19 protein-coding genes are annotated in these 23654 nt (G+C 56.0%); 10 read left to right on the top strand and 9 right to left on the bottom strand.

Annotated features, from left to right (window positions below):
* Positions 1-200 precede the first annotated feature (200 nt).
* A complete protein-coding gene (prpR, locus tag KGFNPO_RS09380) occupies positions 201-1859 on the top strand; it encodes a propionate catabolism operon regulatory protein PrpR (RefSeq protein WP_472631039.1) in 1659 nt (552 codons plus the stop codon).
* A 156-nt stretch (positions 1860-2015) separates the two neighbouring features.
* Here the strand turns inward: prpR and KGFNPO_RS09385 are convergent, their stop codons facing one another.
* Positions 2016-3893, bottom strand: coding sequence for a potassium transporter Kup (locus KGFNPO_RS09385; RefSeq protein ID WP_472631040.1), 1878 nt, complete (start codon positions 3891-3893; stop codon positions 2016-2018).
* A 318-nt stretch (positions 3894-4211) separates the two neighbouring features.
* Between KGFNPO_RS09385 and KGFNPO_RS09390 the strand changes: the two genes are divergently transcribed.
* Positions 4212-5828 (top strand): NAD(P)/FAD-dependent oxidoreductase, encoded by a 1617-nt coding sequence (locus tag KGFNPO_RS09390; RefSeq protein ID WP_472631041.1) that lies wholly within the window; start codon positions 4212-4214, stop codon positions 5826-5828.
* Between the two features lie 277 nt (positions 5829-6105).
* Here KGFNPO_RS09390 and ntrC read toward each other — a convergent pair whose 3' ends face one another.
* The 4 genes from ntrC to glnA form a co-directional block, all read right to left on the bottom strand.
* Complete coding sequence (gene ntrC, locus KGFNPO_RS09395) at positions 6106-7626, bottom strand: nitrogen regulation protein NR(I) (RefSeq protein ID WP_472631042.1); 1521 nt, start codon at positions 7624-7626, stop codon at positions 6106-6108.
* 66 nt (positions 7627-7692) lie between these two features.
* Complete coding sequence (gene glnL, locus KGFNPO_RS09400) at positions 7693-8766, bottom strand: nitrogen regulation protein NR(II) (protein ID WP_472631043.1); 1074 nt, start codon at positions 8764-8766, stop codon at positions 7693-7695.
* A gap of 81 nt (positions 8767-8847) precedes the next feature.
* The gene (locus KGFNPO_RS09405) at positions 8848-9360 is read right to left on the bottom strand and encodes a DUF4124 domain-containing protein (protein WP_472631044.1); all 513 of its coding nucleotides are present in this window, start codon (positions 9358-9360) and stop codon (positions 8848-8850) included.
* Between the two features lie 251 nt (positions 9361-9611).
* Positions 9612-11027 carry a type I glutamate--ammonia ligase gene (gene glnA, locus KGFNPO_RS09410; protein ID WP_472612776.1) on the bottom strand — a complete coding sequence of 472 codons (1416 nt, stop codon included), beginning with the start codon at positions 11025-11027 and terminating at the stop codon, positions 9612-9614.
* A 398-nt stretch (positions 11028-11425) separates the two neighbouring features.
* On the opposite strand from glnA, the gene KGFNPO_RS09415 reads away from it, so the two are divergent.
* Positions 11426-11887, top strand: coding sequence for a rhodanese-like domain-containing protein (locus tag KGFNPO_RS09415; RefSeq protein ID WP_472631045.1), 462 nt, complete (start codon positions 11426-11428; stop codon positions 11885-11887).
* A gap of 23 nt (positions 11888-11910) precedes the next feature.
* On the opposite strand, the gene KGFNPO_RS09420 is transcribed toward KGFNPO_RS09415, so the two are convergent.
* Complete coding sequence (locus tag KGFNPO_RS09420) at positions 11911-13251, bottom strand: TAXI family TRAP transporter solute-binding subunit (protein WP_472634439.1); 1341 nt, start codon at positions 13249-13251, stop codon at positions 11911-11913.
* Positions 13252-13503: 252 nt separating this feature from the next.
* On the opposite strand from KGFNPO_RS09420, the gene moaA reads away from it, so the two are divergent.
* From moaA to KGFNPO_RS09450, 6 genes are all read left to right on the top strand, one after another.
* A complete protein-coding gene (gene moaA / locus KGFNPO_RS09425; RefSeq protein WP_472631046.1) occupies positions 13504-14619 on the top strand; it encodes a GTP 3',8-cyclase MoaA in 1116 nt (371 codons plus the stop codon).
* A 157-nt stretch (positions 14620-14776) separates the two neighbouring features.
* On the top strand, positions 14777-15916 hold the full coding sequence (locus tag KGFNPO_RS09430) for a PilT/PilU family type 4a pilus ATPase (protein WP_472631047.1): 1140 nt from the start codon (positions 14777-14779) through the stop codon (positions 15914-15916).
* Positions 15913-16311, top strand: coding sequence for an arsenate reductase (locus tag KGFNPO_RS09435; RefSeq protein WP_472631048.1), 399 nt, complete (start codon positions 15913-15915; stop codon positions 16309-16311). Before KGFNPO_RS09430 ends, KGFNPO_RS09435 begins: the two co-directional genes overlap by 4 nt.
* A gap of 3 nt (positions 16312-16314) precedes the next feature.
* Entirely contained in the window at positions 16315-17442 is a 1128-nt protein-coding gene (gene dapE / locus KGFNPO_RS09440; protein WP_472631049.1) for a succinyl-diaminopimelate desuccinylase, read from the top strand.
* Between the two features lie 29 nt (positions 17443-17471).
* Complete coding sequence (gene prmB / locus KGFNPO_RS09445; RefSeq protein ID WP_472631050.1) at positions 17472-18395, top strand: 50S ribosomal protein L3 N(5)-glutamine methyltransferase; 924 nt, start codon at positions 17472-17474, stop codon at positions 18393-18395.
* A 130-nt stretch (positions 18396-18525) separates the two neighbouring features.
* A complete protein-coding gene (locus KGFNPO_RS09450; protein WP_472631051.1) occupies positions 18526-20517 on the top strand; it encodes an ATP-binding cassette domain-containing protein in 1992 nt (663 codons plus the stop codon).
* 19 nt (positions 20518-20536) lie between these two features.
* Here the strand turns inward: KGFNPO_RS09450 and KGFNPO_RS09455 are convergent, their stop codons facing one another.
* Positions 20537-20908 (bottom strand): VOC family protein, encoded by a 372-nt coding sequence (locus KGFNPO_RS09455; protein ID WP_472631052.1) that lies wholly within the window; start codon positions 20906-20908, stop codon positions 20537-20539.
* Positions 20909-21316: 408 nt separating this feature from the next.
* Here KGFNPO_RS09455 and KGFNPO_RS09460 point away from each other — a divergent pair, with 408 nt between their 5' ends.
* Complete coding sequence (locus tag KGFNPO_RS09460) at positions 21317-21877, top strand: NADPH-dependent FMN reductase (RefSeq protein ID WP_472631053.1); 561 nt, start codon at positions 21317-21319, stop codon at positions 21875-21877.
* 194 nt (positions 21878-22071) lie between these two features.
* On the opposite strand, the gene KGFNPO_RS09465 is transcribed toward KGFNPO_RS09460, so the two are convergent.
* Positions 22072-22734, bottom strand: a complete 663-nt coding sequence (locus KGFNPO_RS09465; RefSeq protein ID WP_472631054.1) for an amino acid ABC transporter permease — start codon at positions 22732-22734, stop codon at positions 22072-22074.
* 79 nt (positions 22735-22813) lie between these two features.
* A complete protein-coding gene (locus KGFNPO_RS09470) occupies positions 22814-23554 on the bottom strand; it encodes a transporter substrate-binding domain-containing protein (RefSeq protein WP_472634440.1) in 741 nt (246 codons plus the stop codon).
* Between the last annotated feature and the right edge of the window lie 100 nt (positions 23555-23654).

The following is a 23654-nucleotide window of genomic DNA, read 5'->3' on the forward strand; positions in this document are numbered from 1 at the left end:
CTGTATTGCAATCGCCGTGCCACATTGACGGAAATGCCGGCATGCGCGCATCAGAAATTTAAAAATACCTTGCGATTCATTAGCTTGAGAAGCTTACAGCGTAACGTGCAGCGGCATGCGATTTCTTGATGTGGGCAAGTTTTGTTTCAATACGCGTTACAATCGTCGCCTCATTTGAAACATTGAAACAGGATTGAAACATGCGCCCCAATCCAAACGCCCACTTTCAGAACGACAGCAGCAAGGAAAAACCGGTCATCTGGACCGTTTCCGTATCGCGTTTGGCGGACCTGTTTCGCGACATCACGCTGGAATACGACGATCGCGCCACCATCGAGCCGATTGATCTCGGTTTTGAAGATGCGGCACGCCATATCCGCGAGCGCATGGCAACCGAACGCTGCGACGCGGTGATAGCCGCCGGCTCCAACGGCACTTATCTGAAAAGCCGCTTGTCGGTGCCGGTGGTAATCGCCAAGGCCAGCGGCTTCGACGTGATGCAGGCGCTATCGCGCGCGCGCAAAATCACGCCCGACATCGGCATCATCACCTATCAAAGCACGATGCCGGCGCTGAAAGAATTTCAAAACGCATTCGGCTTTCGCATTGCGCAGCGCAAATATGCTACCGAGGAAGACGCCCGGGCCCAGATCAACGAACTCAAAGCCAGCGGCATCAAAGCCATCGTCGGCGCCGGTCTGATTACCGATCTGGCTGCGGAAGCAGGACTGGCAGCAGTCTTCGTATATTCGGCCGCATCGATCCGGCAAGCCTTCGACGACGCGCTGGAAATCGCCAAACTGACGCAACTGGAGTCGCAGCGCGGGCGCGGCGCACCGGTGACCGCGGCTGCGGGTATGGCTGACACCTTGCGCGCCAAACACGGCATCACCGATTTGCGCGGCGAATCCAGTGCCATGGAAACATTGCGGCAAACCGTGGTGCTGTATGCAAGGTCCCCCGCCACCGTACTGATTCAGGGCGAAACCGGCACCGGCAAGGAATTGGTGGCGCAAGCGATTCACCGCGAAAATCCGCGCATGGCGGCCGGCAACCGGCCCTTTGTCGTCGTCAATTGCGGCGCGATTGCAGAATCCCTGCTGGAGTCCGAGTTGTTCGGCTATGAAGAAGGCGCATTCACCGGATCGCGCCGCGGTGGCCACGCCGGGCTGTTCGAAGCGGCCCAGCGCGGCACGCTGTTTCTGGATGAAATCGGCGAAATGCCGTTGACGCTGCAAACCCGGTTGCTGCGAGTACTGGAAGAGCGTGAAATCGTGCGCGTCGGCGGCACCCGGCCGATTCCGGTCGATGTGCGCATCATCAGCGCCACCCATTGCGATCTGGAACAACGCATCCGCGCAGGGCGTTTTCGCGCCGACTTGTTTTACCGGCTGGCGGTGCTGCGCCTGACGCTGCCGCCGCTGCGCGAACGGTGCGACGACCTGATTGCGTTGGCGGTGTGGTGCCTGAAAAACGCACTGGCTGCGCTCGGCGCTCGTCCGCATCCGAACTTGCAGGCAGAAATCAATACATGCGACGTGTTGCTGCAAAGTTATGCCTGGCCCGGCAATGTGCGTGAGTTACGCAATCTGATGGAGCGCCTGGCGCTATTTTTGGCAGCCGAACCGTTGCAGGCGATTTCGCCCGGATTTATGGTGAAAGTGGCGCCGGAATTGCTGCAGTCTTCATCTGATGCAGAAATGGCGCGCACGGCTCCTGTCTTAGAACAGCACCCGACGATGCAGATTGAAAACATCCACCAAACTCTGGCTCGCTTCAACGGCAACCGCGCCGCCGTCGCCAAACACTTGGGCATCAGCCGCACTACGCTGTGGCGCCGGATGCAGCCCGGCGAATAAATATACTAGCAGTAGCATATTTCATTACCGTATATTTTATATGCGGTAATGTGCATATTTATTGGCATACTCCCGCTATTCTTAATATATCGGGTAGGATGGGTGCAACCCATCGCATATCTAACTTACAAGATGGGTTGCACCCATCCTACGCACTTAAATCTCGACCTGCGTACCCAACTCGATGACACGGTTAGCCGGAATGCAATAGTAGTCGGCTGCATCGCGGGCATTGCGCGACATGCCGGCAAAAAGTTGTTCGCGCCACAGCGCCATGCCGGAACCCGGGGTGGCAATAACGTTCTGGCGGGCGATGAAGAACGAGGTTTCCATCATGTTGAAATCGAGCGCATATTGCTTCGACAATTCCAGCGCCTTGGGAATATCCGCCGTGTTCTTGAAGCCGTAATGCATGTCAAGCTGGTAGCAATTGTGTCCCAGGTCATGAATTTGGATGCGATCCGAGAACGGCACCCACGGCACATCGTGCTGATACACGGTCAGGAACACTACCCGCTCGTGCAGCACCTTGTTGTGCGACAGGTTATGCAGCATCGCATGCGGCACTCCGTCGCCAGGGCCGCGCATGAAAATCGCCACCCCCGGCACCCGTAGCGGCGGGTCGGTAAACAGCGAAGCCAGAAAATCCTCCAGCGGAATCGCATGTTTTTGCAAATTATCACTCACCAATTCACGCCCGCGTTTCCAGGTCATCATCACCGTAAACATGACCGCGCCCAGCAACAACGGGAACCAGCCGCCATGCAGGATCTTGAGTATATTGGCTGAGAAGAAGGCAACGTCGATCACGAAAAAGAAGCCGGTGGCGCCGACGCACAGCGCCAGATTGTATTTCCAGCCGTAGCGCAGCACAAAGAAAGACAGCACTGTGGTGGCTATCATGGTGCCCGTCACCGCAATGCCATAGGCGGCCGCCAAGTTGGAAGAAGAACCGAAAGCCAGCACCGCCAAAACAACCACGCCCCACTGCAGCCAGTTAACCAGCGGAATGTAGATCTGGCCGATTTCTTTCGAAGAAGTTTGAATGATCTTCATGCGCGGCAGAAAACCCAGCGCAATGGCTTGCTTGGTCATCGAATAGGTGCCGGAAATAGTCGCCTGCGAGGCAATGATGGTAGCCACTGTGGACAACACGATCAGCGGATAAATACTCCAGTCGCCCAGTTGCTGGAAGAACGGGTTCGAGACCGCCTCCGGATTACGCAGCAACAAGCCGCCCTGACCCAGATAATTCAGCGCCAGCGCCGGAAAGGTGATGAAGAACCAGGCCATGCGCACCGGCTTGCGGCCGAAATGCCCCATATCTGCATACAGCGCTTCGGCGCCGGTCAGCGTCAGTACAATCGCGCCCAGCGCGACGAAAGCGATCCAGCGGTTGTCATTCAGAAAATAGAGCGCATGCAGAGGGTTCAAGGCAGCGAGGATTTCCGGCGCGGCGATAATGTTGACGATACCCATGCCGGCCAAGGTGACAAACCAGACCATCATGATTGGCCCGAACCATTTGCCGATGCCGGCGGTGCCATTTTTTTGCAGCATATACAAGCCGGTCAGCAACACCAGCGTCAAAGGCACCACGTACGGCTTGAAAGCCGGCGTTGCCACCTCCAGCCCTTCCATTGCGGACAAGACCGAAATCGCCGGGGTAATGACGCCATCGCCAAAAAACAGTGCGGCGCCAAACATGCCCGTCACCAGCAACGGCAGATACCAGCGCGACAAGGGCCCGACCGAAGACAGGGTCAGCGCCAGCAGCGCCATGATGCCGCCTTCACCATGATTATCGGCGCGCAGCACCAGCGTCACGTACTTGAGCGAGACCACCGCAATCAGGCTCCAGACGATCAGGGAAACCACGCCCAGCAAATTGCCCTGGCTCAATGTAAGCCCGTGCTGCGCCGAAAAAACTTCTTTCATCGCATACAGCGGGCTGGTGCCGATGTCGCCGTAGACAATACCGACGGCAGCCAAAGTCAATACCGCCAACCTGCTTTTTGGATTTTTTGAGGCCAATTACACACCTGTAGTTTGTTATGCTGCGCCGCAGCATATTGGATGCCATTTTAAAAAGCAAGTCACATCGATGCATTCAGGATCGATTGCGCCTGAGACGCCGCACTGCACAGAGTATCTAAATGTGGATTTAGAGATGGTTTTTTGGTTTTGCAGCGCAAGCCTGCACGTCGGCATTAGGTGGCAGGCATCGAAAAAACTGTTTTTTTGTATCCATGGAAATATACCATTTTAGTGATCGCCCGGGCATGTGGCGTTAAAATAGCGCCCTCCCCGCTGCCGGCGTTGTTGCCGCGGGCTTATCACCGGAAGATGGTTATGTTGCGACTCAATGAAGTAAAACTGCCGCTGGATCATGCCGAAGGCGACATTAAGGTTGCCATTCTGGCGCGACTGGAGATTCCGGAGCCGATGCTGGTCAGCTATACGATATTCAAACGCAGCTACGACGCTCGCAAAAAAAGCGCCATTGTACTTATTTATGCGCTCGATGTGGTCACGACTGACGACCAGGCGATCCTGCAGCGCACCCAAAAAGACTGCCATATCGGCATCACGCCCGATACCGATTACCATTTCGTCGCGCACGCCAGCGGCACCATGAAAACTCGCCCGGTGGTCATCGGTACCGGCCCTTGCGGCCTGTTCGCCGGACTGATCCTGGCGCAGATGGGATTTAATCCGATCATCCTGGAACGCGGCAAAATGGTGCGCGAACGCACCAAGGACACCTGGGGCCTGTGGCGCAAGGGAGAACTCAACCCGGAATCGAACGTGCAGTTCGGCGAAGGCGGCGCCGGCACTTTTTCGGACGGCAAGCTGTACAGCCAGATCAAGGACCCCAAGCATCTGGGCCGCAAAGTCTTGACCGAGTTCGTCAAAGCCGGTGCGCCGGAAGAAATCATGTACGTCAGCAAGCCGCACATCGGCACCTTCCGGCTAGTAAAAATGGTGGAACAGATGCGCGCCACCATCGAAGCGCTGGGCGGCAGTTTCCGCTTCCAGAGCAGAGTCGAGGATATCGAGATCGAAAACGGCCAGGTGCAAGGCGTGCTGCTGGCCGGTGGCGAACGGATCGAAACCAACCATGTGGTGCTGGCGATCGGCCACAGCGCCCGCGACACCTTCGAGATGCTGCATCGGCGCGGCGTGTATGTGGAAGCGAAGCCGTTTTCAATCGGCTTCCGGGTTGAGCATCCGCAATCGCTGATCGACAAATGCCGCTTCGGCCCGAATGCCGGCAACCCGATTTTGGGCGCGGCCGATTACAAGCTGGTGCACCACAGCGCCAACGGCCGTGCGGTGTACAGCTTTTGCATGTGCCCGGGCGGCACCGTGGTGGCCGCCACTTCGGAACCGGGCCGGGTGGTCACCAACGGCATGAGCCAGTACTCGCGCAATGAGCGCAACGCCAACAGCGCAATCGTGGTCGGCATTACGCCGGCGGATTACCCAGGCGATCCGGGCGATCCGCTGACTGGCATCGCGTTCCAGCGCCACTGGGAATCGCGCGCGTTCGAGCTGGGCGGCGGCACTTATCAGGCACCAGGTCAATTAGTCGGCGACTTTGTTGCCGGCAAAGCTTCGACCGAATTCGGCAGCGTGATCCCGTCCTATAAACCGGGCGTGCAATTGGGCGACCTGTCGACCGCCATCCCCGACTATGCGACCGAAGCGATGCGTGAAGCGTTTCCGGCTTTCGACAAGCAGATCAAGGGATTTGCGATGCACGACGCGCTGCTGACCGGGGTTGAAACCCGCACATCGTCGCCGATTCGCATCAAGCGCAACGATGATGATTTGCAGAGTTTGAACACCAGGGGACTGTTTCCGGCCGGCGAAGGCGCCGGTTACGCCGGCGGCATCCTGTCGGCGGCGGTAGACGGCATCCGGGTTGCCGAAGCGCTGGCATTGAGCATCAACGCCAGCAAGTAAGCGCATTGGAAATAATACTGATTATGGTATTTTTATGTACCGCACTGTTTATATGCGGCAATTGCATTAAAAATACATATACCCCACCATATTTTCATGTACTACCAATTCACGCCAGAATCCGTAGGGGCGGGTTCCAAACCCGCCCTCGTATTTTGACGGCCAAAGGGCGGGTTTGGAACCCGCCCCTACGAACATGGCAGACACCGAACTTGCGAAACCCAACACACAGCCTGAATAGTTGCCTACAGACACAACAATTGTTTCTTCACGCAGTCTAATCGTCACCGGCACCGTCTATGCCGAGTTCCTGAATCTTGCGGGTGATTGTGTTGCGACCAATCCCGAGCCGCACCGCCGCATCGTTTTTGCGTCCATGCGTATGTTTTAGCGCGGCCCGGATCAATACCGATTCAAACTGGCGGCCCAGCACTTCCATTACGTCTGGTTGTCCGCCCGCCAGCAAGCTGGCCGCTTCCGACTCCAGCAAAGTTTGCCAGCAGGCAGCAGCATCTGCCGCTGCCTGACTGGAATAAGCGGCAGGGTAAGCCGACACCTGAGGTGCGCCGACAGCCGGCAGACCGGGAATGAAACTGGAGGCAGAATTGGGAGCGAAACTGGAAACTGGAGCCACCACCTCCACCGGGGCGCTCACCAAGTCTGGCGGCAAATCCTTGACCTCGACGGTTTGCCCCGGCGCCATTACGGTGATCCAGTTGCACAGGTTTTCCAGCTGGCGCACGTTGCCGGGCAAATCCAATCCACAAAGGAACTGCATCGCCGGTTCCGACATGCGCTTGGCTTCCACGCCCAACTGTGTGGCGCTTTGCACCAAAAAGTAGCGCGTCAGCAGCGGAATGTCTTCGCGCCGCTCCCGCAAACTGGGCAGGCGCAGCCGGATCACATTAAGCCGATGGTACAGATCCTCGCGAAACAGTCCATCCTTGACGCGCTGTTCCAGGTTCTGATGGGTGGCCGCAATCACCCGCACATTGGCTTTCTGCGGTTGATGGCCGCCGACCCGGTAGAAATGACCGTCCGACAGCACCCGCAACAAACGCGTTTGCAGATCGAACGGCATGTCGCCGATTTCATCCAGAAACAGGGTGCCGCCTTCCGCTTGTTCGAAACGGCCGCGGCGCGAAGTCTGGGCCCCGGTAAACGCGCCGCGCTCATGGCCGAACAGTTCGGATTCGAGCAAATCCTTCGGTATCGCCGCCGTATTCAAGGCAATGAAAGGCTGCGCCGCACGCGGGCTGTGCTTGTGCAGCGCGCACGCCACCAACTCTTTGCCGGAACCGGATTCGCCGGTGATCAGCACCGTCACATTCGATTGCGCGAGCCGGCCGATGGCGCGAAACACATCCTGCATGGCCGGCGCCTGACCCAGGATTTCCGGCGTCTCGCTGATGATTTGCGGGGCGCTGGCTTCGCGCAGGCTCTCCTCCAGCGCGCGCCGGATCAGTTCGACCGCCTTCTCCAGATCGAACGGCTTGGCCAGATATTCGAAAGCGCCGCCCTGAAAAGCCGCTACCGCAGAATCCAGATCCGAGAACGCCGTCATGATGATCACCGGCAAACCCGGATACTGGGTCTTTACGGTCTGCAGCAATTCCAGGCCGGATGCGCCCGGCATGCGAATATCGGACACCAGCACCTGCGGCGTATCGACCGCCAGCGCAGCAATCGCATCGCGCGCATTGGTGAAACTGCGGGTGATCAGGTTTTCACGCGCCAGCGCCTTTTCCAGCACCCAGCGTATCGATTCGTCGTCGTCAACAATCCAGATTGGCTTCATAGTTTCTTGTATCTCCTGCGCATGAATCACGCTCGTTGTTGTATGGCGACCGCCATCGCCACACCATCATGGCAGCGGCAGCAGCATCCTGAAATCGGTATATCCCGGCCGGCTTTCGCATTCGATCACGCCCAGATGCTGCTGCACGAATGTTTGCGCCAGCGTCAGTCCCAATCCGCTACCGCCATCCCGCCCCGACACCAGCGGGAAGAAAATGTGGTCCCGGATTTCAGGCGGGATGCCCGGTCCGTTATCGGTGATATGCAAGTCTAATGCCAGCCTGTAGCGCACCTTGGCCAGAGTGACCTGGCGCATGATGCGGGTCTTGATGATCAACTCGGCGTCGCCGGCCAGAATCCGCTGCGACAGCGCTTGCGCAGCGTTGTGCGCAATATTCAGCACGGCTTGGATCAGTTGCTCCTTGTCGCCCCGGAATTCCGGGATCGAGAGGTCGTAATCGCGCTTAATGTGCAAGCCGAGCGGGAATTCGGCCACGATCAGGCTGCGCACCCGTTCGCACACTTCATGGATATTGACGTCGCCGACGATATGCGCATGCCGTTGCGGCGCCAGCAAGCGGTCCACCAGGACTTGCAGGCGATCGGCCTCCTTGATGATGACTTGCGTGTACTCGCGCAACTCCTTCAACTGCCGCTCCGGCAGTTCCAGCTCCAGCAATTGCGCCGCACCGCGGATGCCGCCCAGCGGGTTCTTGATCTCATGCGCCAGATTGCGAATCAACTCCTTGTTGGCCTGGCTCTGATCGATAATGCGCTCTTCCCGGTCCAGCTTGAGTTGCTGCACGTTTTCGCGCAACTCGATCAATACCGGCATCTCAGCGCTATCGAGCGCGGTAATAATGCTGTCCACGCACAAAGGCTCGCGTCCGGTGCGCTGCAGCGTCAAGTCCTGGCGCTTGTCGGAAAACTGGTGCGCGCAAGCCTGCTGGAACACCGTATCCAGCTCCGCACCATTGATGAACAAGGCCGTCAAAGCCTGCCCCATAAGAGTGCGGGATGCGCTTTCCAGCAAAATCTCGGCCGCAGGATTGACATAAGTGATGCAACCCTGCGGGTCGAGCACGATCACGGCCGACGACAGCAAATCCAGCCCTGCCAATGAAATTAATGATGTTTTCACGTGCCTCCCCCAAAAAAATAAAGGCCGCTATACACTATATAGCGACCCTGGACTGCATGCCCGCGGCACAGGCAGGCACAATTATTTCATGTTGCCGATTTCACGCTTCAGCGCTTCCACATTGCGCTGCGAACGGTGAATGGCTTCCTCCATACCCTTGACCCGCTCCTGGTACTTGGCATAGTTGCGCTCGCTACCCAGGCGGTCCGGTTGGCCATTGTTATATTCTTTTTCCAAATTTTCCAGTTTCTGCTGTTCGGTCTTCAACTCATTTTGCAAAATCTGTTTGCGATCGTTGTCGCGCTCTTTTTGCACATTGCCATCCACCTTCGGAAAATCGGACGGAGTAGCCGTCGATTTCCTGCTCGGACCGGCTGCTGGCGTTTTTGGCGGCGGCGCAGCAAAAGTGGTGATGTCGGGCAGATCAATTTTTTTGCAGCCCCTGGTTTCACCGGTATTTTTATATTCTTTTTTGCCATTTTGATCGATGCACAGATACACCCCAGACTGCGCATATGCATGCCCGGCTGCCGCAGTGGACAGTATAAGTGCGAGCATCGATGCGAGCTTAAGTGCGGCAAGTTGTTGTTTCATAAACCCTTTTTCTGAAGCAATTCAAGACGCTTGTTAGTTTATGGCAAGTCTCAATGCAACACCAACGACTATCGCCCAATTTGCGCCATTGCAACAACAAGCCCTTAAAAAAAACAGGCGGGCAGCGCCGAAGCACTGCCCGCCTGTTTCTTGTTTGACATTGGAGTCGATCTTTTGACTGCCCTTATATCTAATACAAATGTCAAATATTATGACGCGTAACTTATGACAAGTAGCTTATGACAAGTAGCTTATGACGAGTAGTACATGTCAAATTCAACTGGATGCGTCGTCATGCGAATACGCTGCACTTCAGTCATTTTCAGTTCCAAATATGCATCAATCATGCTGTCGCTGAAAACACCGCCACGGGTCAGGAACTCGCGATCCTGGTCCAGCGCTTCCAGAGCTTGCTCAAGCGAAGAACATACAGTCGGGATCAGTGCTTCTTCTTCAGGCGGCAAATGGTATAGATCTTTGGTTGCTGCTTCACCCGGATGAATCTTGTTTTGCACCCCGTCTAAGCCAGCCATCAGCAGAGCGGCGAAGCACAGGTATGGGTTAGCCAGAGGGTCCGGGAAACGCGCTTCAACCCGACGTCCCTTCGGATTTGCCACGTGTGGAATACGAATCGAAGCGGAGCGATTGCGGGCCGAATATGCCAGCTTGACCGGTGCTTCATAGCCTGGAACCAGACGCTTGTAAGAGTTGGTGCCAGGATTGGTGATTGCATTCAAAGCGCGTGCATGCTTGATGATGCCGCCGATGTAATACAGCGCGAAGTCCGACAAACCGGCATAGCCGTCGCCTGCAAACAGGTTTTTGCCGTCTTTCCAGACTGATTGATGCACATGCATGCCGGAACCATTGTCGCCAACCAACGGCTTCGGCATGAAAGTTGCCGTTTTACCATAGGTGTGGGCAACATTCCAGACCACATATTTCATATTCTGGGTCCAGTCCGCACGCTCAACCAGCGTCGAGAATCGGGTACCGATTTCATTCTGGCCGGCACCGCCGACTTCGTGGTGATGCACTTCAACCGGAATGCCGAGGCCTTCCAGAATCAGGCACATTTCAGAACGCATGTCCTGGAAACTGTCGACTGGTGGCACTGGGAAATAACCGCCCTTGACAGCAGGACGATGGCCGCTGTTGCCGCCTTCAAGCTTGGCGCCGGTCGACCAGGATGCTTCGTCCGAATCGATCTTGACGAAGCAGCCGGACATATCGACGTTCCAGCGCACACTATCAAAAATAAAAAATTCAGGTTCCGGACCAAAGTAGGCGGTGTCGCCCAGGCCAGACGATTTCAGGTAGGCTTCGGCGCGCTTGGCAATCGAGCGTGGATCGCGGTCATAGCCTTTGCCATCGGATGGCTCGATCACGTCACACTGCATGAACAATGTGGTTTCTTCCATGAACGGATCGATATTGGCAGTTGACGGATCTGGCATCAACAACATGTCGGACGCTTCAATACCTTTCCAGCCAGCGACCGAGGAGCCATCGAATGCATGGCCGGACTCGAATTTGTCCATATCAAAATGAGATACCGGAACAGTCACGTGCTGTTCTTTGCCCCTTGTATCTGCAAAGCGAAAATCAACGAATTTGACTTCGTTGTCTTTGGCCATCTTCAAGACTTCTGCGGCTGTCATTGCCATGCGAAACTCCTCAAATAAAGATAAAAATAATTCGAATTAAGTATTGAGCCAACCATTAAGCCAACCATTGGGCCAACTGTTCCAGTGCGATCAAACTTCAGCGAAAGATCATAGCAGATTCCATGCCATGAACTTCCACCCCACAAGACATTAATCAGACTGGTTTAATAAGGTATTTCAGCCGCATAACAATCAATTTACATATTGCAATCCAGCGCGGCTCACCATATCGGTGCAAATAAAATATTAAGCGCTAATTTAGTGCATCAATATAAAAATATCTTGTTTCGCATCAAAACAGTGCGCGCCATCCCAAAACAATTGCCATCAATGATCTGCATGCAATCTCGTTTCACGCATTATAATTATTTTACCGATCCTACAATGCAAGGCTGAATATGAATCCTCGTGACATTCTTGCCATCGCGAGACAGCGCGGCACAGAGCAATCTCTTCCCTATGCCGGTGCCGTCACACCCCAGGAAGCGTTCACTTTATTGCAGGCAAACATCAAGGTCAAACTCATCGATGTGCGTACCAATGCCGAACGCGACTGGGTTGGAAAAGTAGACATTAATGATATCCAGCTTGCAGCCGTGCAGTGGAACATCTATCCGGGCAGCATTCCGAATCCGGATTTTCTGGCCCAGTTGAAGCAAGTAGCAAGTAAAGATAATATCCTGCTGTTCCTGTGCCGCTCTGGCGTACGCTCGCGCCATGCGGCCAAACTAGCCACAGAAAATGATTATCTGCACTGCTTCGATATTCTCGAAGGCTTCGAAGGCAACAAGAACGCCGATGGCCATCGCAAAACCGTAGGCGGCTGGTGCCATGCCGAACTGCCCTGGACCGGCGCCTGATTTGATTTGATGTAAAAGAGAAATCAGGCGCCGTCGCTACCGCGCATCAACAACAGTATCCGCTTGCGCACAAAATCGATATGACTGCGCAAGTCATACACACCTTGGGCGAAAGACAGTGGAATCGAAATCCGGTTTACGCTCGCCTCGATCTCGCCCAGCCGTTTCAATTGTGCCGCATACACTTCGGCCCGCTTTTCCGGCGGCACCTCTTCTATCGTCTGCTCGACGATGCGCAGCTTGCCGTACCAGCGATAGATGCGCGAACGGATGCGCCACACATAGAGCGGCGGCACGATGCGCGACAGCGGCAGAATCAGCGCTCCCAGCGCCACCACCACGACCCACATGCGCTCGGAAAAATTCGCCAGCCAGAACGGCAGGTATCGTTGCATTAGCGGCGGCCCGCTTTTGTAGAATTTCTCGGCTTCCGGGGCCACCGGGATTTCGGTATAGCTGGCAGTCGGAAAATCGCCTCTTTTACTGAACCAACCGGCGCCGCCATGGATCTCAGCCGCCGCCTGCACCAGCAGATCGATCAGGGACGGATGCAAACCGGCGCGCGCCACCAGAGTAGCCGTCGGCGCGATCAAATGATAATCCTCGGCTGGCAAATCCCGTCCCAGATCAACAATGCCACGCGGCAAAACGACATGCGTCAAATAAGGAAAGCGTCGGGAGTAAGCCTCGGCCTGGGTAAAATTAAACAATTTGATCCCTGGCGTTTGCAGCAACATCTGGATCAAGGGCGCATCCGGTGCCGAACTGAATACCAAGCCATCGATTTGCCCTGCCAGCAGAGCCATTGTCGCGGGCGTGTTTTCCAGGCTGCCGAGCGTCAAATCACTGGCCTCGATGCCATTGACGTCCAGCAGTTGTCTGACCAGGCGCGGCACGCCGGTGCCTTCCGGGCCGACATTGATCGACAAGCCCTTCAACTGGGTCAGTTGTGTAATATTTTTGGATTCGCGGTAAAACAGCCAGACCGGCTCGGTGAATAAACTCCCGAGCGACAACAAGCCGTGTTGCTGCGCCTGCTCCAGCTTGATCGAGCCGCTCTGGACAAATGCGATATCCACTCCGGAGCCTGGATCTTCAAGCCGCCGCAGGTTTTCTTCCGAACCCAGCGACGCTTTGAACTTGATGCTGATGCCCTGCTTTGCCAGCGCTTTTGCGTACTTGCCGGCAAATGCCTGGTACGCACTATTTTCCTGGCCGGTGGAAAGTGTGATTTTGGATGGCGGGGATGGGTCCACCAGCCAGTAAGCGAGGCCACAAACCAGTGCGATAATCAGAATGGTGGGGCCCGCCGTTATCAACAAATCACTCAGGGAAAAGCGGGTGAACTTGAGGATTTTCGGCATGAATCGTTTGCGCAGTGTCATGTGAACGCACATTGCCAAGAAACGCGCCACTATGCAAGGAAAAACCTTTGCTCTCAGCACGAATGAGCGCATTTCCGCATCGGATCGGGCTGGCGCGACACGGTCAGTCCGATTTTCGCCGCCTTTCGCCTGTGAGTTGGCCGCCCTCGTGGTATCTTATTTCCGAAAACCCCGTTGGCGGCAAGACAGCAACGATAACGGGGCTGCAAGTGCCAACTCAAACCAGATGCCATGACTGAAAAATTTATCCCACTCACGGATTACCGCAACCTCAATAACGTACCTGAAATACCCTCGGTGCTTGAAGCACCGAGCGGTCTGTTAAGCGACACATTGAAGCGTCCCTTGCGTGACCTGCGTATTTCCGTGACAGACCATTGCAACTTCCGCTGCGTGTATTGCATGCCGAAAGAAACGTTCGACAAGGATTACGCCTTCCTGCCGCACAGCGCATTGTTGAGCTTTGAAGAAATCACCCGCCTCGCCAAAATATTCATCGATCATGGCGTCGAAAAAATCCGGTTGACCGGAGGCGAGCCGCTGCTGCGCAAAAATATCGAGCGCTTAATCGGCATGCTCAGTAGTCTGCGCACGCCCGATGGCCGCGAGCTGGATTTGACCCTGACCACCAACGGTTCGCTGCTGGCAAAAAAGGCCCAGCTGTTGAAGGATGCCGGTCTCAAGCGCGTCACGGTGTCGCTCGATGCACTCGACGACGCGGTATTCAAGCGCATGAACGATGTCGATTTTCCGGTGACAGATGTACTGGCAGGGATTGATGCCGCCCATCAGGCCGGTCTCGGCCCGATCAAGATCAATATGGTGGTCAAGCGCGGCATGAACGAGCAGGGAATCCTGCCGATGGCGCGCCACTTCAAAGGTTCGCCTTACATCCTGCGCTTGATCGAGTACATGGATGTTGGTGCATCCAACGGCTGGAAGATGGATGAAGTCATCCCATCGGCCGAGGTGGTGCGCCGCATCCATGCCGAACTGCCGCTGCAGCAAGTTGCGCCCAATTATCCGGGCGAGACCGCCGGGCGCTGGCGCTATCAGGATGGCGGCGGTGAAATCGGCGTGATTTCCAGCGTCACGCAAGCGTTTTGCCACGACTGCAACCGCGTCAGACTGTCGACCGAAGGCAAGCTCTACACCTGTCTGTTCGCCGGTGCGGGACACGACTTTCGCGCGCTGCTACGCGGCAATAACAGCGATAGTGAAATCTCCACCGCAGTGGCGCAGATTTGGCGCGTTCGAGACGACCGCTATTCGGAACTGCGCAGCGCCAACACCTCCGATTTACCGCCAGCGGTCAGGAAAGTCGAGATGTCGTATATCGGTGGCTAAAGCAAAAGGCGGGTGCAACCCGTGCGCAATTTCAGGCGCGGGTTGCACCCGCCCTTATTTTTTCGTGCCTTTCGTGTTTTTCGTGGACAGTATTTTTCTCCATGATGAACGCGCATAACATCAATTATTCACATAACAAATAAATCGGGAGCGCATGATGAGCATGGATCGTTTATTTTCCCTGATGAACGAAAAAGGTGCGTCAGACATGTTTCTGGCCATCAATTCCCCGATCCACCTGAAGATTCAGGGCAATCTGGTACCGATCAATCAGCAAAAAATGGACATGCAGCACATCATGGCGCTGCTGGGCGAAGTCTTGTCTGCTGCCGACATGGCCAAGCTTGAACGGGAAAACGAGCTCAATATCGGCATGCCGGCACGAGACATTGGCCGCTTCCGCCTGTCTGCATTCCGCCAGCGCGGCACCTTTTCGGCGGTGTTGCGGTTCATCCCGCATGATATTCCGGCGCTCGGCACGCTTGGTCTGCCGAGCATCCTGTCCGAACTGATCATGGATAAGCGTGGGCTGATTCTGGTGGTCGGCGCCACCGGTTCCGGCAAATCGACCACGATTGCCTCGATGCTGGATTACCGCAACGAGATGCGCACCGGACATATCCTGACGCTGGAAGACCCGATTGAGTTTTTGTTTACCAACAAGCGATCGATTGTCAACCAGAGGGAAATCGGCACCGATTCCGCCAGCCTGGAGATCGCGCTGAAGAACTCGCTGCGGCAAGCGCCCGATTGTATTCTGATCGGCGAAATCCGCGACAAGGAAACCATGTCGGCAGCCCTTGCGTATGCGCAGTCCGGGCATCTGGTATTGGCTACTTTGCATGCGAACAACAGTTACAACGCATTGAACCGCATCATCAGTTTTTACCCGATCGAAAATCGCTCTGCGCTATTGCTGGATATTGCATCGACGCTGCGCGCCATCATCTCGCAACGACTGGTGCGCTCGCCGACGGGGCAACGTCTGGCCGCAACCGAAGTCATGCTCAATACGCGCTATGTGGCGGAACTGATCGAAAAAGGGGAAATCACGCAGATCAAGGAAGCGATTGAAAAAAGCCTTTCGTCAGGTTCACAGACTTTCGAGCAAACCCTGCTGCACATGATCAAGAGCGGCAAAATATCGCAGGAAGAAGGCTTGTCCAATGCGGATTCGCCCAGCAATCTGCTATGGCAACTCAACAATAATGAGCAATCGAGCAAACTTGCGCCGCAGGAACCGGTAGCCAGCAAGCCCCACGAGCCAACTTTCACCGAATTCACCCTCAACACATGATGGATCACGGCCAGTTCGAAAAAATCACCCTGTGCGGCATACCCAACTGCGATACCGTCAAAAAAGCCCGCGCCTGGCTCGATGCCCACACCTTAGCCCACACCTTAGCCCACACCTTTCACAACTTCAAAAAGGATGGCGTGACGCCGTCCATGATTCAATCGTGGCTGGAAAATAACGATTGGGAAATATTAGTCAACCGCAAAGGCACGACCTGGCGCGCGCTGTCCGACGAACGCAAAGCGGCTATCATTGACGCGCCCAGCGCAATTGCGCTGATGTGCGAATCGCCGTCCGTCATCAAGCGGCCGGTATTGACGATGAACATTGCCGGTGAAGAACAATCCCATATTGGGTTCTCCGACGCACTCTACCAACAGATTTTTAAGATATAACCCATGCACAAAACCCTCGCGCTAGCCGAAGAGTTGATCGCGTTAAGCTCCGTCACCCCGCAAGACAAAGGCTGCCAGCAGCGCTTGATCGCGCGATTGGCCCCGCTCGGCTTTGCCTGCGAAGCCATTCAATCCGGCGAGGTCACCAATCTGTGGGCGCGCAAAGGCACGACGCAACCGCTGGTAGTCTTCGCCGGCCATACCGATGTGGTGCCGACCGGCCCAGTCGAACAATGGCAATCGCATCCGTTCCTGCCGACGCAGCGCGACGGTAAACTGTATGGGCGCGGCGCGGCCGATATGAAGACGTCAATTGCCGCTTTCGTAGTCGCCACCGAAGAATTCGTCGTCGCTCATCCGGACCATAAAGGCTCGATCGGTTTCCTGATCACCAGCGACGAAGAAGGTCCGTCCACCGATGGCACGATCATCGTCTGCAATCTGCTCAAGGCGCGCGGCGAACAGATCGACTACTGCATCGTGGGCGAACCGACTTCCTCCGGCGAACTGGGCGACACCATCAAGAATGGCCGCCGCGGCTCAATGTCCGGCAAGCTGACCATCAAAGGCATCCAGGGTCACATCGCCTATCCGCAACTGGCAAAAAACCCGATCCACCTGGCCGCACCGGCAATAACCGAACTGGTGGCCGAGCATTGGGACCAAGGCAATGCCTATTATTTGCCGACCTCATTCCAGATTTCGAATGTCAACAGTGGCACCGGCGCCAATAACGTGATTCCGGGCGACATCGTGATCGATTTCAACTTCCGGTTCTCCACCGCCAGCACCGCAGACGGACTGCAGCAACGCGTGCATGCGATCTTGAATCGGCACGAACTGGAATACGACCTGCGCTGGACCATCAACGGCTCCCCGTTCCTGACGCCGCGCGGCATACTGAGCGATGCGCTGTGCGCTGCGATCAAGGTGGAAACCGGCATCGACGCCGACCTGTCGACCACCGGCGGCACCTCGGATGGCCGCTTCATTGCGCAAATTTGCCCGCAAGTGATCGAGTTCGGCCCGCCCAACGGCAGCATCCACAAGATCGACGAACATATCGAACTACGCTTCATCGACCCGCTGAAAAACATCTATCGCCGCACGCTGGAAAACCTGCTGGCCTGACGAACATTTAATACCGACATACGATACCCATGACCCACCAAATACCAGCCCACCCGTTCTCCACCCCGCGCGACCTGTTTCGCTATGCGATCACGCGCTTCAATACCGAACAGCTGTTTTTCGGCCACGGCAGCAGCAATGCGCTGGACGAAGCCGCCTACCTGATTCTGCATACGCTCAAACTACCGCTGGAAACGCTCGATCCTTTTCTGGACGCGCGCCTGCTGCCGGAAGAAGTTGCCGCCATCCTGGAGGTCATCGAGCGCCGCGCCACCGATCGGGTGCCGGCCGCTTACATCACCCATGAAGCCTGGCTCGGCAGCTACCGTTTTTACGTTGACGAGCGGGTAATCGTGCCGCGTTCCTTCATCGCCGAACTGATTCCGGAGTTTTTTTCACCCTGGGTCACAGACCCGGAAAGCGTGACCGACATCCTCGAACTGTGCACCGGCTCCGGTTGCCTGCCGATCATGTTGGCCGATGCGTTCCCAAATGCCCATGTCGATACCGCCGACATCTCGAAGGATGCGCTGGACGTGGCGTTTCGCAACGTCGCTGATTACGACTTGGAGGATCGGATTACCCTGATCGAGTCCGACCTGTATACTAATGTCCCCGACAAGAAATACGACCTGATTGTCGCCAACCCGCCCTACGTGAACAGCGGTTCGATGGGACAGCTGCCGCAGGAATATCTGCACGAACCGCAGATTGCGTTGGCGGGCGGTGACGATGGCATGGATCTGGTGCGCAAAATAGTGGCTGGGGCGATGCAGCGTCTGACCGACAATGGCATACTAATCGTCGAAATCGGCAATGAATACGCGTTCGCCGAAGCTGCCTTCCCGGATTTGGAATTGACGTGGGTCACCACCAGCGCCGGCGACAATATGGTATTTTTGATTACAGCAGAACAATTGAAGCAGCAACTGATGGTGCAACTAAGACAATAAGCTTCAAACTGCAGCACAGGCAATACGGGAGTCTGGTCAAATTGACCGTACTCCCATTTGTATTTTTAAACGCGCAATGAATACATGCGGTAATGGCATGGTTTTACAGCATACTCCCTAGAAATTAATTATGATTCGGTTCCAGCAAGTCAGCCTGATGCGCGGCATCAAGCCTCTCCTCGACAACGTCGACGTCACACTCAACCCCGGCGACAAGATCGGCCTGATCGGCGCCAACGGCGCAGGCAAATCCAGCCTGTTCGGCCTATTGCGCGGCGAACTGCACGCCGACCAGGGCGAAATCGACTTCCCGGCCAAGTGGCGCGTCGCTTATGTCGCGCAGGAAACCCCGGCGCTGGCCCGCGCCGCGCTGGATTACGCGATCGACGGCGACCTTACGCTGCGTAAGCTCGAAGCAGAATTGGCCGTACTGGAAGCGCAACCGGAAAGCCACGACAACGGTATCGCCATCGGTAACATGTACGGCGCGCTGGCCGACGCCGACGCCTATACCGTCAACTCGCGCGGCGAGCAGCTTCTGCTCGGTCTGGGCTTCACGCTGGAACAGATGCAGCAACCGATTGCCAGCTTCTCCGGCGGCTGGCGCATGCGCCTCAACTTGGCGCAAGCGCTGATGTGCCCGTCCGACCTGCTGCTGCTGGATGAACCGACCAACCATCTGGATCTGGACGCCATCATCTGGCTGGAAGACTGGCTCAAACGCTACGCCGGCACGCTGTTGATCATCTCGCATGATCGCGATTTCCTGGATGAAGTGGTCAACGTGATCGTCCATATCGACGAACGTAAATTGAAGCGCTATTCCGGCAACTACTCCAGCTTCGAGCGCCAGCGCGCTGCGCAAATGATCCTGGCGCAAGGCGTGATGGAAAAGCAAAATCGCCAGCGCGCCCATCTGGAATCCTTCGTCAACCGCTTCAAGGCGCAAGCCAGCAAGGCGCGCCAAGCCCAGAGCCGCATGAAAGCGCTGGAAAAAATGGCGGAACTTGCGCCATTGCGCGCTGCTGCCGAATTCTCGTTCGAGTTCCGCGAGCCTTTGAATGCGCCGAACCCGCTGCTGGTGATGGAAGACGTGAATGCGGGTTACCAGCTCACGGACGAGAACGGCCACCAGAGCGGCGAAAAAATTATCGTCAACAACATCAACTTCTCGCTGCAGATCGGCCAGCGCATCGGCCTACTGGGCGTGAATGGCGCCGGCAAATCGACGCTGATCAAAACCATTGCCGGCGACATCAATCCGGTCACCGGCACTTTTACCACCGGCAAAGGTTTGACCATCGGCTATTTCGCCCAGCACCAGGTTGAAATGCTGCGCCACGACGAATCGCCGCTATGGCATCTGGCCAAGATCGCGCCCAATGTGCGCGAGCAGGAATTGCGCAACTTCCTCGGCAGCTTCAACTTCCCCGGCCAGATGGTCACCGCTTCCATCGCACCGTTCTCCGGCGGCGAAAAAGCGCGTCTGGCCTTAGCATTGATCGTCTGGCAGCGCCCCAACCTGCTGCTGCTGGATGAACCGACCAACCATCTGGATTTGGAAACCCGCGAAGCGCTGACCGAAGCGCTGGCTCAGTTCGAAGGCACGCTAGTCGTGGTTTCCCATGATCGCCACTTGCTGCGCGCCACCACAGACCAATTCATCATCGTCGCCAACGGCAGGCTGCAACCATTCGACGGCGATCTGGACGACTACAAGGATTGGCTGTTTCAGACCAAACTCGGCAAAGGCACCGATGTATTGCCGGTCCACCGGGACACATCCGAAGACTTGCCGAAAGCCACCCCGGTGGCCCCGGTGGCCGCCGCGTCAGCCATCGACAAGCGCGACCAGAAACGACTGGACGCCGAACAACGGCAGAAAAACGCCACGGCAAGAAAGCCGATCGAAAACAAGATCAAGCGCCTGGAAGAGCAAATCAGCAAGCGCAACGAGCAAAAAACGCAAATCGATGCCGAACTGGCCGGGTCAAGCATCTACGACGCCGCCAACAAAGCCAAGCTGAAAACCCTGCTGACCGACCAGACCTTTTACACTAAAGACCTGGCGCAACTGGAAGGGGAATGGCTGGAGCAGCAAGAAGAATTGGAAAAACTGTAATTTTAGAAGTAGCAGCAGTTCAGGAGCCCGCCTTCGCTTGCCACAACGCGAAACTGGCGCCGGTCGGATCGATAATCACGCTGATCCAGCCATGTTCGCCTATATCCATCACTTCCTGCACGACGGTTGCGCCCAGCGACTTCGCCTTTTCGGTGCTGGCCTTGATGTCGTCAACCCCGACATACGCCTGCCAGTGTGGCGGCGCGTGCGGCGCCGGATTGGTCATCATGCCGCCACCGGTGCCCTCGCCCACCTTGATCATGGTGTAGGGCACGCCGCCATCGGGGTTCGCGAGATCTTCCAACTCCCAGTCGAACAACTGGGTATAAAACGCCTTTGCTTTGGCGAGATCGCCGGTGTGCAATTCAATATGCACGAATGGATTTGCCATGATGCCGTCTCCTTTGAATGAACCAAGTGCAAGCAACGCTAACGCAACAGCGTTCGTTCGCCGCCAGTCAATAACCCAGTAACCCAACCGCCGCCGCACATGGACGGCCAAGCAGTGGATTAAGCAAAATCGCCATTGAGGGCGGCGGTAATCGGAATTGTAGGATGTGCGACGCAGGATTGCTGCAGTAAGTAGCCAACCTTTAACTTGGCGCAATCCGGCAAGGCGGCCGTGCTGGTTGCAGGTCCCGATGCGGTATTCACCGCATGCATTTTGTGCCATATTATTGACTCGACCCGAGTGACGTTTTAGTTCTTCGGGTGCATTTCTCAGCTGCCCCTGAGAAATGGTCGACTTTTTGTGTTTCACACCGAATTATCGTTTTGCTTCTTAACCAAAGGAACCATGATGAATACGACCAAAAATGTTGCGATCTTTGTCGGCAGCCTGCGCAAGGATTCATTGAATCGGAAAATGGCGAACGCATTGATTGCGCTGGCGCCGCCTTCGCTCAAACTGGAGATTATCGAAATTGGCAATCTGCCCTTGTTCAACCAGGATTCCGAGGCGCAGCCGACACCGGCAGTGAGCGCATTCAAGCAGAAAGTACAGGCAGCCGATGCGGTATTGTTTGTCACGCCCGAATACAACCGCTCGGTGCCGGGCGTACTGAAGAACGCGATTGATGTCGGCTCGCGTCCATACGGTAATAGCGCGTGGGATGGCAAACCGGGCGCGATCATCAGCGTCTCGCCGGGGGCAATCGGCGGCTTCGGCGCCAATCATCACCTGCGCCAATCTCTGGTGTTCCTGAATGTGCCGGCGATGGCGCAACCCGAGGCTTATATCAGCAACGCCAGCAAACTGTTCGACGATAACGGGGCGATTGCCAGCGACGACACGCGCGACTTCATGCAGAAATTCCTGCTGGCATTTGAAGAATGGATTGACCATCATCAGGCGCGTTAAGATTTTTTAATCCCAATTCAGGCGTGCGCCCACGATCTTCGCGCAGAATATATACGCGGCCAAGTATTTTTTAATCGCTATTAGAATTAAGCGGGAGTTATATGCTTTATGCATATACTCTCGCTTTTTCAATCATTGTTGGGTCAGCTTAAGCATCCATTCAAAGCAACCAGCCTGCGCCGGATCGACGCTGGCTAATCCTGCCGGTGCGCCTGCTCCAGCCGGCGCTCCAAACGGCGTTGCAGGGTTTCAAAGCACAGGCACAGGCACCAGTAAATCGCCGCTGCCGCCAGATATAAAGGCAATGGACGAAAAGTGGTGGCGATCACTTCCTTGGTCGCCAGCATCAGTTCGGTGACGGTGATGACGGACACCAGCGAAGTATCCTTGATCAGACTGATCAGGGTGTTGCTCATCGATGGCACTGCGATGCGCAGGGCTTGCGGCATGACGATATGGCGCAGGGTTTGCAGATAGCCGAGCCCAAGGCTGTAGCCGGCGGCCCACTGACCTTTGCCAACGCCGAGAATCGCACCGCGGATGCTTTCCGACAGATACGCGCCGGCATTCAGGCTCAAGGCCAGCACCCCGGCCACTGCCGGCGAAAAATCGATGCCGATACTGGGCAAGCCGTAATAAATTACGAACACCTGCACCAACAACGGGGTGCCGCGCATCAGACTGACGTACAAGGCGGCTGGCGCTCGCACCGCTTTCCACGGCACGATGCGCGCCACTGCCAGTAGGAAACCGAGCGCCAGCCCGCCGCCCATTGAGGCCAGCGCAAACAGCAGCGTGTAGCCAGCACCCTTGAACAAGACTGGCGCAGCCTGCTCCAGCAACTCCCAAAGTTCCATGTCGATCCTTAATATGCAGCGCCAAAAAACTATCCCCGCAGCGCGTGCGGGGATAGTTTGATGCCAGCCTGGTGCTTATTTATTGCGCTACCGGAGCCTTGCTCACATCGCGGCCAAACCATTTGTTCGATACCTGGCTGAAGCTGCCATCCTTGATGATGTCGGCAATCGCCTTGTTGATCGCAGCCTTGAACTTCGGATTGTTTTTCTGGAACGGGATCGCCATTTTATCGATATCGCCCAGCGGCGCACCCGCTTTCAGCGGCAGATTCGAGGTCTTCAGCAGGTACGACACCATCAGGCTATCGTTGAGCGCCGCATCGATCCGGCCGCTGGCCAGATCCTGCAGATATTCCGGCGCACCGGGATAGCTTTTGACTTCGATGCCGCCCACGCTCTTGGCTTTCTGCTCGTGATTGGTGCCCTGCCCTACGCCCAGTTTCTTGCCTTTGAGATCATCAAAACCCTTGAATGCCCGTTTCTCGTTTTTCTGCACGATCAATTGTCCGCTGGACAGCGTGTACGGATCGGAAAAATCGAAAGTTTCCTGCCGCTGCGCGGTCACGCCAACCTGATTGACGATCACATCGTATTTACCATTCGCCAGCCCTGCCAGAATGCCGCTCCACTCGGTGGTGGTGAATTCCGGCTTGACGCCCAGTTTGGCCGCCACCAGTTTTGCCACATCGACATCAAACCCGGTCAGTTGGTTGGTTTTCTTGTCCTTGAAATTGAACGGCGGGAAAGTGCCTTCCAGCGCGATTTTTAGCGTGCCGCGCGCCTTAACGGTGTCCAGCAAATCCGCTGCCGAAGCGCCCATGGCGACAGCCACCAGCAACGTCGCTGCAGTCCATCGGGTTATGCGGGATAACAGTATCTGTGTCATTTCAGAATCCTTTATGTTTGATGTTTGATGCGGT

This window comes from Gelidimonas diazotrophica (assembly GCF_055694025.1).